Raw genomic sequence first — 12871 nt, forward strand, 5'->3', positions numbered from 1 at the left:
ATGGGCGACAAATTGCTCTTCACTTTGCTCCAAATTGTCACGGCGGAAATAATAGGGAGCCTCTGTATGAATGACCTGTTCGACGGGCAGATCAAACTTCTTATGAAACAGCTCAAGGCCTGTCAGCGAACCAGTCACCAGACCCGAACCGTGGTAGCCACGCCAGCGGGAGATAATTCGCTTTTTCTCCGGCCGACCTAAAATATTGTTGTAATACCAGATCAGTTTGATGTTGGTTTCATTGGCATCTGAGCCGCTCAACCCGAAGTAAACCTTAGACATATTACTCGGCGCACGATCCAAAATCATCTTGGAAAGTGTGATCGAGGCTTCTGTGCCATGTCCGACATAGGAGTGATAATAGGCCAACTCTTTGGCCTGTTCGGCGATTGCCTCAGCAATTTCCTGACGGCCATATCCTACATTCACACAGTACAATCCGGCGAACGCGTCCAGCATTCGGCGCCCTTCACGGTCCTCTATGTAAGAACCTGAGGCAGTCTTGATCACTCGAGTTGACGTTTCACCTCGGGCGTGCTGAGCCAGATGAGTTGAAGGGTGGAAGAAATTCTCCCGATCCCATTGTGCCAGCTGATCGTTTCGTAACATAACTTTCCTCCCTTATGCCCAGTCGCGGCAAACGTATTTAACTTCAGTAAACTCTTCCATGCCCAGTCGTGCGCCTTCCCGGCCCAGACCAGATTGTTTGGTGCCTCCAAATGGAATCGGTGCGCCAGTTACCTTTGTGCGATTGACTGCAACCATTCCGAATTGAAGAGCACGGCTAACCCTATAAATCCTGCGCGGATCATCGCTGTGCAGATAAGCAACCAGCCCATATTCACTGTCATTGGCGCGGGCGATGACTTCCTCTTCACTGTCAAAAGGAGCTATCGCAGCAACTGGCCCAAAGGTCTCTTCACGCATAATGAGGGCCTCAGCGGGCACATCAATAAGCACCGTCGGCTCAAAAAACAGTGGTCCCAATGAATGTCGGGTGCCACCACAGGCAATCTTTGCGCCTTTGGCAACCGCATCGGCGACATGTTCTTCTTGTTTCAGAACAGCTTTTTCGTTCATCAACGGACCAATGTCCGGATCATCCAATCCAGCACCTATGGAAAGAGACTGAGCGGCTTTGGTAAAATTCCTACAAAACTCTTCGTAGATCGGACGCTCAACAAATATTCGGTTCGCCCCCAGACAATCCTGACCGGATGTTGCGAACTTGGATTTTATGGCCTCAGCAACCGCGTTCTTCAGATCTGCCCCTTTAAAGACAATAACCGGAGCATGTCCGCCAAGTTCCAGGATAAGGCGTTTTATGGTGGAGGCGGATTGGCTATAAAGCAGTTTGCCGACAGGGGTAGACCCCGTGAAGGACAGCGCCCGTACGCGGCTATCGCTAGTCCAGGGCTCGACAATTTCTGGAGCTGAGCCAGTCACCACATTAAACACACCTGCGGGAACTCCAGCTCGCTCAGCCAGTTCCGCTAGGGCGAGTGCGCTGTACGGGGTTTCTGCTGATGGGTGGGCAACGATCGTACAACCTGCTGCCAAGGCAGCGGCAGCTTTCCGTGTTAACATCGCACTTGGAAAGTTCCAGGGTGTGATCAGGGCAGCAACCCCAACGGGTTCCCGCCAGAGCTCCACTTCTGCATCAGCAAGATGACTGGTGACGCCTTCAATGTTGGGACGCTTGGCTTCCTCGGCATAGAACTCAACAAACGCTGCACCATACTCGATTTCACCACGGGCTTCTGACAAGGGTTTGCCCTGTTCCAGAACCATGATCCGTGCGAGGTCTTCTTTATGCGTAAGCTGAAGCTCAAACCAGCGTCGCAAAATAGACGCTCGTTCTTGCGGTAGTAATCCCGACCATTTGGGAAAGGCATCTGAAGCTGCAGTCACCGCAGCAGACGATTCATCTGCTGAAAGACCTGCAACATCTCCTAGGTAATCCCCGTTTGCTGGATCAATAACCGCAAATGTCTCATCTGTTTTTGCAGCACACCACTTCCCATTTATATAGGAAAAGGAACGCACTAGGGCTTTGTCTTGAATGTCCGTCCGTGCAGACAAGGCTGTTTCTGACATGGCGCATCCTCCTTGCTCTACATCAGAATTTGCCTGTTTTTGGCGGAGGATGTGACCGAATGAAGTGTTCGTTACAGAATAATCGTCTGCTAATCGGCCGCGAAAAGAAGATTCAACGGAGGTGCCGCATTTCCCTTTACAGGCTTCGTCACAATGTACGTGAAGTAGCGGGATAGCCCGATGCGTGCATCCAGCATGGTGTCGATCAGCCTCTGATAAGCGTCTACGTCTCTGGTCACGATCTGTATCAGATAGTCAAATCCGCCCCCTAATGCCCAGCAAGCCACGACTTCCTCGTAGTTCTGCATGGCTGTTTCAAAGGCGTAAAAGCTCGCAGCCGTGTGGTCCACCAGTTCAGCAGCGACAAAAACAGTGACGTGAGGCCCCAGTTTTTGGAGATTAATCCTTGCACCATAACTTTCGATCAGACCAGATTTCTCCAGCTTCTTCAGTCGGTCCCAGCAAGGTGTTGGAGACAATCCGATGCGGTCCGCCAAAGCGGCTTTGGTGATGCGGCCCTCATTTGAGAGTATTCGCAGGATATCCAGATCACGCTGATCAAGTTGCATGCTCATCTTTTGATATCTCTCACACTTCAGGAACGCCAATCACCGCCGCACAATCACCGGATTTAATCAGCCCGGGGAAATGACGACTGATGAGGATGCCGCTGCGCTTTGCGTGGTATCTGGTTGGTTCAACACCGGTTCTGTCCATTGGCCAAACACGGGCAACAATGTCACCTTCTCCAACGGGATCTCCCAGATCGACCATAGGTTCGTATAGCCCGCCCTGCTCGCAAAATGTAAAGCAATCTGCGCCTGGCATCCCCAAATTTACGGAGGACTCCAGTTGTTTTTCTCCTTGCAGGATACCGAACTGGATCAAGACGTTACGCAGTCCTTTGCGTGCGATTCCGATGGTTTTTGCCGTCGCAGTTCCACCACCGCCCAGTTCTGTTGTCACAAGAACCTTGCCCATGCTTTCAACTGCTGTGTCGTACATACCTATATTATCAATTTCAAGGAGCTGAACGGAGTAAGGTGCGTTAAACGCAGCCATTGCTTCAAAGCAGGCCTTCTCATTGCTCTTATCTTCCAGAATATGAGCTGCTGCGAACGGCACAAAATCAAGGGTCTTACCTCCGCTATGGAAGTCGACAGCGACATCTGTCAGAGGAAGCAGGTAACGTTGAAAGTAGTCGGCAATTTTCTCGGTTGGAGTTCCGTCAGGACGACCGGGAAATGAACGGTTCAGGTTTCCCCTATCAATGGGTGACGTCCGCGTTCCCGCCATAAATGCCGGGAAGTTGAAGGCCGGAACTATGATAATTCGACCAGTTACGTCCTCTGGTTTCAACGCAACTGTCAGTTCCTGGAGGACAACTGGCCCTTCGTATTCATCGCCGTGATTTGCGCCTGTTAAGAGCGCTGTCGGCCCTTCCCCGTTTTTGATGACCGTAATGGGGATCATAACAGAGCCCCACGCACTGTCATCACGGCTATAGGGTAACCGTAAAAACCCATGATGAATGCCGTCCTGATCCAATGGGATTGTGGGCGTGATGGGATTTGCCTGCATAATTTTCGTCCTAATACACACGGATCAACTATTGATCGCTGTGCCTGCTTTTACGGCTTCAGCTCGGGCTCCGGCCAAGGTGGCAATGGCGGTGTCTTGCACCCCAGTTCCTGTCAGATCGCAAACCGTAATGTCTTTGTCCGACTGCCGCCCGGGCTTTTGGCCAGAAATTACTTGTCCAAGTTCCGCGTACATCTCAGTACTGTTGATCGTGCCAGCTGCTATCGCTGCACGGAGTTCGCCTTGTTTGATGGATTGAGATAAGCGGTCACAAACGAAAACAGAGGCGCCTGGAATAACGCAGGGCGCGAGTTCCGATTTATAGTCGGCATCTGATCCCATGGCGGTGATATGCTGCCCAGGTCGCATCATATCCGCCTTGATCAAGGGCTCTTTGGAGGGGGTTGTTGTTACGACGATATCGGATTGAGCCATAACCTCAGCGATGCTGCCAGCAACGACTTCAATTCCCAATTGAGTTGAACACTCCCGAGCACAAGCAGCAGCTTTTTCGCTGTAGCGCCCCCAGATAACAGCTCGTTCAATATTACGAACAAGCGTCAATGCTTGCAGTTGGAGGCGGGCCTGAATGCCACTTCCAAGAATACCGGCAATTTTGCTGTTCTCTCGTGACAGATGCTTGGCTGCAACGGCTCCAGCGGCAGCTGTGCGCACATCGGTCAGATACCCGTTATCGAGCAGTAACGCCTTGACGATGCCGGTCTTTGCATCAAACAACACCATCAATCCGTTCAGGCTTGGCAGACCCAGTTTGGGATTGTCGAAGAAACCCGGGCTCATCTTGATCGCAAAACTGTCTATGCCGGGAACATAGGCAGTCTTCACATCCACTTCCCCATTGTGCTCAGGTACATGGAAGCTCAGGATAGGCGGCATTACAACGTCTTTTGTTGCAAGCAATCGAAATGCATTTTCTACACATGCAACAGCATCCAGATCCAAAGAAACAGCAGAGCGCAGATCTGCCTCCGTCAGGATATTAATCTCAGGCATAAAGGCTTCCATTCACAGAGGTCGGCGCAGCAACATCGACGTTCTCGCCGTCGATCAATCGTTTATGCAGCGCCATATCAATATTTTGCCCACTGATGAGGCTCACACATTTTCCGGGTGTTTTGATCTTTCCAGCGAGTAAGGCAGCAATACCGACACTGCCTGAGCCTTCAATCACCAGACGTTCCTGCCAGTAAGCGTGTCGAATGGCTTCTGCGATTTCTTCTTCGCTGACCAAGATCAGGTCATCTACCAAATCCCGTGTCATTTCGAAGGTATAGGCATTGTTCAGCCCAATCCCACCACCCAATGAATCTGCGAGTGTTCGCACTTCTTCAACAAGGATCGGTTTGCCTGCACGCTGGCAGCTATACATGGCAGCACCGCGCTCCATTGAAACGCCAACAACACGAATTGAGGGACTGATGGTTTTCATCACCAAAGCCACTCCAGAAATTAAGCCACCGCCCGAGACTGGTACGAGTACCGTATCCAGATCAGGTGCTTGCTCCAGTATTTCCAGCGCAACAGTGCTTTGCCCTGCAATGATATCCCGGTGGTCAAATGGCGGGATCATGGTCATTCCGTCTTCTACCAACCGATCTACTTCAGCCTGAGCATCGTCCTGAGAACTTCCGGTTATTCGAACTTCAGCACCCAGCGATTGAATTGCCTCTACCTTGTTCTGCGGAACAAGTTTTGACATACAGATGATGCAACGCACCCCTGCTTTTGAGGCGGCATAAGCCAGACCGCGACCATGGTTTCCAGTTGAGACACCAACGACACCAGCTTCTTTTTGAGCTGCGTTGAGTGACAAAATTGCATTTGTCGCACCACGCAGTTTAAAGCTTCCCGTGATCTGCGTCTGCTCAAGCTTCAACAACACTTCTGCAGAGCAGATCTGGCTCAAGCTGGGTGAGCTGACCAAGGGGGTCGTTCTAACGTGCCCCATTATCTTTTGGCGTGCAGACAAACTGTCATGAACGGTTATTTTTTGCGTCATTGTGCGCTCATCCGATCTTTGATTGGGTGTTGGAACAGATGGCCAAAACCATGTATGACTTGCTCGAGGTCCAGATGATGGAGGCAACGCCAGATCATTGCCTGATTTGAAGTCACCACTGGCTTGCCAATCCGATCTTCAATCCTCTGAATGCACACTGCCGCTCGCAACCCGGTACACGAGATGAACAATGCGTCTGCACTCGGCTCCATAGCTGCACAGGCAGCCTCAATAATCGTAGCCTCGGAAAGCCGCGCAATCTCACGGTCATCATCGACACCGAGATAGTTTGCACTGGCGATTTGAAGGCCGTTGTCGGCGAAGTACTGAAACACTTCCTGCGAAATACTGGCAGAGTATGGAGTTAACACGCTGATCCGTTTTGCATCTAAAGCTTCGAGCGCATCAAATGCTGCAGAGCTGGGAGTCACAAATGGGGTGTCAGATTTGCCAGCTTTCAAGTAATCCCCGACAACTGCGTTTCCCAAAACAACTGAAGCAGCCGTACAGCTGTAGGCGATTACGTCCAACGCATCTCCAGGTAATATCTGCGAAGCAGCTTCTGTCAGGCGTGGACCTGTTGCCAGCAAATTCGCTCGTGTACCTGGGTTTTGATAGGTGATCCGGTTTGCGTAAATGCCGATCTGATCAGGATCGCACATGCGTGCGAAATCCCCTTCGCTTGTGTGATCTGTTGCCAAAACAATCAGACCTATCCGTTTATTGACTGAACGGGCGTCAAAGTTGGCTTCAACCAGAGAGGCCTTAGGACGACAATCAAAAACCATGTGCCCTCCTAAACAACAAGGACCGGGCATTCCGCCAAGCCTGTTACCTTGTGAGAGACACTGCCAAGCAAATATCCTTCGATTGAACCCAACCCTCTGCTCCCCAAAACAATCACATCGTTTTGGTGTTCTCTTGCAAAGCCCACAATCGTGCGGGCTGTTGGGCCGGATTTGGCAAAAGCGCGGATGTTTGCACACCCGGCATTCAGGGCAAGTTGCTTCCCCTGCTCTGCCACTTCACAAGCGTGATTGCGCATCACATCATCCACGCTCTCATTTTCATCCGGGCGCACGATTGCGAAGGATGCTTCCAACATTGAATGATGTTTGTAAACGGTCAGAAGAGAGAGCGGGATGTTGCCGCAAACAGTCGCCAATTCAACGGCCTTGAGCAGTGCTCGCTCCGCCCCTTTAGACCCATCAAATGGAACAAGGATAGATTTGAACATCGGGTACTCCTTGTTACTTGGCAAAAGCTAAGTCGCGCAGAAAGAGCGCAATTTGTGGGAAAAAGATCAGAGCAATGGCGACTCCAACCAACATTAGGATAAACGGTGGCGTCCCGCGGATAACCTCAGCATACGGTCGCTTGAACACTGCGATGGCCGTGAAAATGTCACATCCAAATGGCGGCGTTGCTGAGCCTATGGCGACCTGCAATGTGATGATCGTGCCAACCAACACCGGATCCAAACCAACAGCCTTAACAACTGGCGCAAAAATGGGTACCAGCACCAGAATAACGACGATTGGGTCGACAAACATACAGCCAACAAAAAATGCAGCTGAGATGACAAACAGGATACCCATTGCACCCATGTCAGAAATGCCAATCGCAGTCAGAATTTCTTGCGGGACCTGAGCGAAAGAAATGATCCAGGAAAATGCTGCGCCTGCGCCGACCAGAATGAACACCACAGCAGTAATTAAACCGGTTGATTGAGCTGTCTTGTAAACATCAGTCAAAGTCATTGAGCGGAACACAAAGACTTCCAGAACCAAAGCGTAAAGCACACACACTGCGGCGGCTTCTGTAGGGCTGAAGATGCCGCCATAAATGCCACCAATAATGATTACCGGAAAACCTAGCGGCCACAGCGCCTGCCGGACTGCGGTCAACCGTTCGCGCCAGCTGGCTTTTGGTTCAGTTGGGACTTGGTTTCGGACGGCGTGAATGTAGCTGTAGATTGAAAACAGAACGAGGATGAGCAGTCCCGGCCCGATGCCTGCGATAAACAATTCTGCAATAGATGTATTTGAAACAACGCCGTAAATGATCATTCCAATTGATGGTGGGATCAGAAAAGCAATGTCACTGGCATTGACGATAAGCGCCAGAATGAAGCTGTCTTTGTAACCGGCCTTCAGCATACGTGGACGCAAGGGCGATCCAATAGCCACAACGGTTGCCTGTGTGGACCCTGAGACTGCGCCAAACATTGTGCAGGCCATTGCTGTCGAGATGGCAAGACCACCGCGCACGTGGCCCGTAAAGGCCATGACCAAATCAATCAGGCGGCCTGCGGACTGTCCCCGTGTCATGATATCTGCTGCAAAAATGAACATGGGCACAGCAATGAGAGATGCAGGCCGAATACCTGCAACCATTTGCTGGATCATGGTTTCCATTTGCCCGAAATCACCGAACATCATCAAAAACCCAATGAAGCTCCCGACGATCAAAGGGATCATCATAGGAAACCCAAGAAGAAGAAGAGTAATCATCGAAAGGAATATTGTTGCTGCCATGATATTATCTTTCAGACCTCGATCTCATCTTCTTCATAGCCCTCAAGCATGTGGGTCGAGAGATAGATATCGGGAGCAGTCAAGTTCTTGATGGCAGTGAGCAGATACTGTGTTCCCGTCATAAAAAAACCGACAGGCACCCAAACCAATATCACCCAAACAGGAATTTGCAGTGCAGGTAACACCCGGCCACGAGAGGCCTGTGTCTCAATGTAGTTGATTGAGTAATAACAGAGCAGGAACAGAAAAATTGCGGTTACCAGCGAGATCAGGACCATCAGAATTTTACGGTAGCCAGGAGACAAGCCGTCATAAATGGCGCTCATGCGGATGTGGCGCCCATGCCGTGCTGCATAACTGATACCAGCGAACGTGATCAGAATAATCAAGATACGGTTCAGTTCCTCGGAAAAGAAAATGGAATTTCCAAGCACAAAACGCCCGATTACATTGGCGATCGTGTTTGCTGCCATCAAAAGAACGCCGACTGCAAGCAAGGCGGATTCAATCCGACTGATCGCTTGGTCGATAACACCCAAAAAGCCTGGCAAGTTTGATTGTGTCTGATCACTCATTCCACTGTCCTGCATTACATGAGGCGTGTAAGGCGAGGAGTGCTCGCCCTACATATCTTGCGCGATAACAACTGACTGTTAGTCTGCAGTCGCGGCCAGATCGGCTTTCATTTGTGCAATGATTGCAGCACCGCTATCACCTGTCATCTCAATGAAGGTCTTTTCAACCTCAGCCGCGGCTGCCTTGAAACATCCACGCTCATCTTCGGTCAGAACAGTGACTTTCATCTCAGGCTTGGCTTCCATGATCTTAGCAAGCTCAGTTTCAGCGGCTTGTTGCTGATAGACGACAGTATGGTCGTACGCAGCAGCTGCTGCCTTTTCCACCAGGTCCTTATCTTCTGCGCTTAAGCCATCAAAGAAATCTTTGTTTGCCATCACCGCGGTGGTGAAATTGTTGTGCCCCGCATACGTGATGTAATCGGTGACCTCATAGATCTTGGTCGAATAGAGGAAGAAAGTCGGGTTCTCCTGCCCCTGAATAAGGTTGGTTTGCAACCCACCATAAACCTCGCCCCATGGCAGTGGTGTCGGGCTCGCACCAAACGCACGATAGCTCTCAACCAGCAGTGGGTTGGTCATTACGCGAAACTTGACTTCATTCAGATCAGCACATGTTTTCACTGGCTTCTTGGTGGTCATCGCCACCTCGCCCTCAGGGAACATGTTCAGCAGTTCAAGGCCTTTTTCAGCATAGAGCGGCTTGAACATGTCATTGATCGCCTTGCTTTCCCGATAGAAGCGAGCGAGATGCTTTTGATCTGTAGGAAGGAGATAAGGCACAAAGAACACTTGTGCTTCCGGTATCAAAGCGCCGGTGAAGCCTGGAGACTGATCAACAAACTGCAAGATGCCATCTTGCGTCTGTTCCATGATATCAGCAGACTCGCCAAGCGTTCCATAAGGGAACAGCTGGATTTCATGATCAGAGTTTGCTTCAATTTCTGCTTTGAACTTTTGAGCATACACGCCCTGAACATCGGTCATGGCTTCTTCAAAAGCATATCGCCATGTATCAGCCTGCACCGCTCCGGTTGCAGCGAGAACCAATCCCACCGCTGCGCAAGATTGTAACGCCCGTTTAAAGATACCTGTCATTAATTCCTCCCCCAAAATCATCATGATGAATATCTGTTTTACTCGGCATCTTGCGCGCCGTTTCCAGTGAATGCCTGTGACTGCTCATCGGAACTGCCACGTCGGCAGGTTTGCTATGCAACCGCAAACCTACGTGCAAAGACTTGATGTACACAACATGATCGATATTTCGGCATAGTCAATAATAAAATTACCCACATAGCTATATTTTGCTAATTTTAATGCTGGTAAATTTGTTTTTTTTGATTGATCTTATTGGTGTTAGTTACTGTTGTGTACAATTATAATTTTGACAAGGGAGGGCGACATGGGCCTAGAAAATGCTCCATTCAGCAAAACAGAATACGATCGGCGCATTGCTCAGACCCGCAGTGCCATGATGCAGGCCGGGATTGAGGTCTTGTTTGTGACTGATCCATCGAACCAGGCTTGGTTGACGGGCTATGACGGCTGGTCATTTTACGTGCATCAAGGCGTAATCCTGCCACTGGAGGGAGATCCGTTATGGTGGGGCCGGATCCAGGATGCAAATGGGGCGCTGCGAACGGTTTGGATGGATGACGACCATGTGCTTGGCTATGCAGATCGCTACATCCAGTCAACAACCTGCCATCCTATGGAGGATCTGGCATCACACCTTGACGCAAGAGGCTACTCCACATCCCGTATCGGCGTGGAAATGGAAAACTATTATTACTCCGCCAAAGCACATGCAGTTTTGTTTTCAGAGTTCCCCAATACAGTGCCTGTTGATGCAACGGCGCTGGTTAACTGGCAACGCGGTGTTAAATCAGAAGAAGAACTTGTTTTCATTCGAAAAGCAGCAGCCATCTCGGACAAAATTATCAGGATTGCACTGGATAAAGCTGAACCTGGGATGAGGAAGAATGAGCTGGTTGCGGATATAAGCCACGCCGGGATTACTGGTGTTGGAGATGACTGGGGAGACTATCCTGCCATTGTGCCTCTGACACCATCTGGAAGGGATGCGACAGCACCTCATCTGACCTGGAACGGCAACCAAATGCGAACTGGAGAGATTACTTTCTTTGAACTCTCCGGTTGCTACCGGCGTTATCACGCCCCACTGTGCCGCTCAGTCTTTCTTGGCAAACCTCCACAATCGATGGTCGACGCCTCGATGGCCCTGACAGAAGGATTGGAAGCTGGCCTGGAGGCGGCCAGAGCAGGAAACCGCGCCTGTGATATAGCCAATGCACTCAACAATGCACTCGCCAAAGTCGGCATTGATCGTGGAGGACGCTGCGGTTACCCGATTGGTCTGAGCTATCCACCTGATTGGGGCGAGCGCACTCTCTCGCTTCGACCTACGGATGAAACAGTTTTGTTGCCCGGAATGACCTTTCATTTCATGCCAGGCCTTTGGCTGGATGACTGGGGGCTGGAGACCACGGAGACAATCCTCATCACCGAGGCAGGCCCGGCCCAAGCTCTTTGCAATGTTGAGCGCAAACTCTTCATAAAAGACTGATTTATAAATACGTCAGGCCAAACAACTAGTGTGCCAAGGGATCAATAGCTTTGCCCTTGGCACTATGAGTATATACAACGAGAACACGAGAAAAGAGTGATCGGTGAACATCTTGGATCTGGCGAATATCGACTATAGCGCACGCGACCGGTTTGACCGGATGTATGATGAAATTAGGGATCGTATCTGCCTGTTGGATTACGCGCCCGGAAAACGACTTTCTGAAACAGAACTGGCGGAAGAATTCGGTGTGAGCCGGACACCATTGCGCCGGGTGCTGGTTCGCCTGGAAAGCGAAGGCCTGCTGCGCTCAGTTCATGGTGTCGGTACCTTTGTAACGGACGTGGACATCAAGGAGCTGGAACAAACCTATCTGCTGCGCATGGAACTGGCGGAACTCAGCGGAAAATTGTCGCCGGCACCTCCCACAGAGGAGATATTATCTGAGTTTGAGGCTTTAACTGCCCGCGCCAAAGAACTGCAGACAAACCCAAATGCCCGCGAGTTCTCGATCCTGATCATGGACTTCTTCCTCACCATCCTCAAGCTCACAGATAACGGTCCTTTGCGCGAGGTTTCGGAGAGGCTTTACATGCAGACAACCCGCATCTGGCTCAAGTCTCTATTTGCATCCGTCATCGATTTGACAGACGAAGTTATCATCTTCAACCGGGAAATGGATGATATCCTGACAGCGTTAAAGCTGGGAGACCTGAAAGCCGTCTCCCTCATCCAAAAAGCCCACATCTCCATGAGCTTCACCCGCATGAGGATCTCTTACCAAAACGTTGAGAACAAGTAGGATAGATGCTATTTTACGGTAGAATAAATCGCCTCGCCCGCTCCGAACAATACATAATCAGCCGATTCAGAGTTGATATTTTCGTTAAGATTGAACTCCACATTTAAGAAAAGTAGATTTTCATAAGAATAACCTATCGAGATTCTGCGAGAATACTGAACCAAGCGGCTACGCAGTCGCGAGGAGGAAAGGTAAAAATTCAATCGTTCGGTCACCAACTTGCCCTTGATCACCATGACTTTGGAGCATTTTAAACGCCCTTGGCTTCAACATCATCACCAAGCAAAAAGTCTGGCTGAGTGGCAACGCTTGAGCCAGCAGTTCAAAGTTCATCTGAATGAGCGCATTGCACGCATGGAGAACCTGAGAGCGCAGTTGGAAGGGTGTATGGGGTGCGGCTGCCTGTCTCTGGACAAATGCGAGCTGTACAACGCCGGCGACGCCGCCTCCAGCTACGGCCGCGGCCTCCGTTTCATCTATGGCGACAAGTCATTAGAAGCTGAGGGCTAGGGTGCGGTAACCGGAGTTGTCGTGTTTCAAAATTTAGACAACAAAAAACCCGTCATCTTGGTGATAACGGGTTTTAATCTTTGGTTGCGGGGGTAGGATTTGAACCTACGACCTTCAGGTTATGAGCCTGACGAGCTACCGGGCTGCTCCACCCCGCGG

The 12871-nt window shown here is 50.5% G+C and carries 14 protein-coding genes and 1 tRNA gene; 3 read left to right on the plus strand and 12 right to left on the minus strand.

Annotated elements, in window-relative coordinates:
- The 11 genes from PPL9_RS18860 to dctP form a co-directional block, all read right to left on the minus strand.
- The coding region (locus PPL9_RS18860; RefSeq protein WP_152986760.1) for an aminotransferase class III-fold pyridoxal phosphate-dependent enzyme at positions 1-609 on the minus strand (609 nt) is incomplete at its 3' end.
- 12 nt (positions 610-621) lie between these two features.
- Complete coding sequence (locus PPL9_RS18865; protein WP_057464128.1) at positions 622-2097, minus strand: NAD-dependent succinate-semialdehyde dehydrogenase; 1476 nt, start codon at positions 2095-2097, stop codon at positions 622-624.
- An 89-nt stretch (positions 2098-2186) separates the two neighbouring features.
- A complete protein-coding gene (locus PPL9_RS18870) occupies positions 2187-2672 on the minus strand; it encodes an Lrp/AsnC family transcriptional regulator (RefSeq protein ID WP_244273417.1) in 486 nt (161 codons plus the stop codon).
- A 13-nt stretch (positions 2673-2685) separates the two neighbouring features.
- Positions 2686-3693: a N(2)-acetyl-L-2,4-diaminobutanoate deacetylase DoeB gene (gene doeB, locus PPL9_RS18875; protein WP_208980956.1), complete on the minus strand. Its 1008-nt coding sequence runs from the start codon at positions 3691-3693 to the stop codon at positions 2686-2688.
- 9 nt (positions 3694-3702) lie between these two features.
- On the minus strand, positions 3703-4692 hold the full coding sequence (locus PPL9_RS18880; protein WP_057464130.1) for a cyclodeaminase: 990 nt from the start codon (positions 4690-4692) through the stop codon (positions 3703-3705).
- Positions 4685-5698 carry a hydroxyectoine utilization dehydratase EutB gene (gene eutB / locus PPL9_RS18885; RefSeq protein ID WP_057464131.1) on the minus strand — a complete coding sequence of 338 codons (1014 nt, stop codon included), beginning with the start codon at positions 5696-5698 and terminating at the stop codon, positions 4685-4687. Before eutB ends, PPL9_RS18880 begins: the two co-directional genes overlap by 8 nt.
- Positions 5695-6486 carry an ectoine utilization protein EutA gene (gene eutA, locus PPL9_RS18890; protein ID WP_057464132.1) on the minus strand — a complete coding sequence of 264 codons (792 nt, stop codon included), beginning with the start codon at positions 6484-6486 and terminating at the stop codon, positions 5695-5697. The genes eutB and eutA overlap by 4 nt, the downstream gene beginning before the upstream one ends.
- A gap of 8 nt (positions 6487-6494) precedes the next feature.
- Positions 6495-6935: a universal stress protein gene (locus PPL9_RS18895; protein ID WP_057464133.1), complete on the minus strand. Its 441-nt coding sequence runs from the start codon at positions 6933-6935 to the stop codon at positions 6495-6497.
- A gap of 13 nt (positions 6936-6948) precedes the next feature.
- Positions 6949-8235, minus strand: coding sequence for a TRAP transporter large permease (locus tag PPL9_RS18900; RefSeq protein WP_057464134.1), 1287 nt, complete (start codon positions 8233-8235; stop codon positions 6949-6951).
- 11 nt (positions 8236-8246) lie between these two features.
- The gene (locus tag PPL9_RS18905; protein ID WP_057464135.1) at positions 8247-8810 is read right to left on the minus strand and encodes a TRAP transporter small permease; all 564 of its coding nucleotides are present in this window, start codon (positions 8808-8810) and stop codon (positions 8247-8249) included.
- A 78-nt stretch (positions 8811-8888) separates the two neighbouring features.
- Positions 8889-9908, minus strand: coding sequence for a TRAP transporter substrate-binding protein DctP (gene dctP / locus PPL9_RS18910; protein ID WP_057464136.1), 1020 nt, complete (start codon positions 9906-9908; stop codon positions 8889-8891).
- Between the two features lie 307 nt (positions 9909-10215).
- Between dctP and PPL9_RS18915 the strand changes: the two genes are divergently transcribed.
- The 3 genes from PPL9_RS18915 to PPL9_RS18925 all read left to right on the plus strand — a co-directional run bounded on the left by PPL9_RS18915 (position 10216) and on the right by PPL9_RS18925 (position 12712).
- The gene (locus PPL9_RS18915) at positions 10216-11400 is read left to right on the plus strand and encodes a M24 family metallopeptidase (protein WP_057464137.1); all 1185 of its coding nucleotides are present in this window, start codon (positions 10216-10218) and stop codon (positions 11398-11400) included.
- 103 nt (positions 11401-11503) lie between these two features.
- Entirely contained in the window at positions 11504-12202 is a 699-nt protein-coding gene (locus PPL9_RS18920; protein WP_244273418.1) for a GntR family transcriptional regulator, read from the plus strand.
- Between the two features lie 309 nt (positions 12203-12511).
- Positions 12512-12712 carry a hypothetical protein gene (locus PPL9_RS18925; RefSeq protein ID WP_208989482.1) on the plus strand — a complete coding sequence of 67 codons (201 nt, stop codon included), beginning with the start codon at positions 12512-12514 and terminating at the stop codon, positions 12710-12712.
- 81 nt (positions 12713-12793) lie between these two features.
- Here PPL9_RS18925 and PPL9_RS18930 read toward each other — a convergent pair.
- A tRNA-Met gene (locus PPL9_RS18930) sits at positions 12794-12870 on the minus strand.
- Between the last annotated feature and the right edge of the window lies 1 nt (position 12871).

This window comes from Pseudovibrio sp. POLY-S9, assembly GCF_001431305.1.
Lineage (GTDB): Bacteria > Pseudomonadota > Alphaproteobacteria > Rhizobiales > Stappiaceae > Pseudovibrio.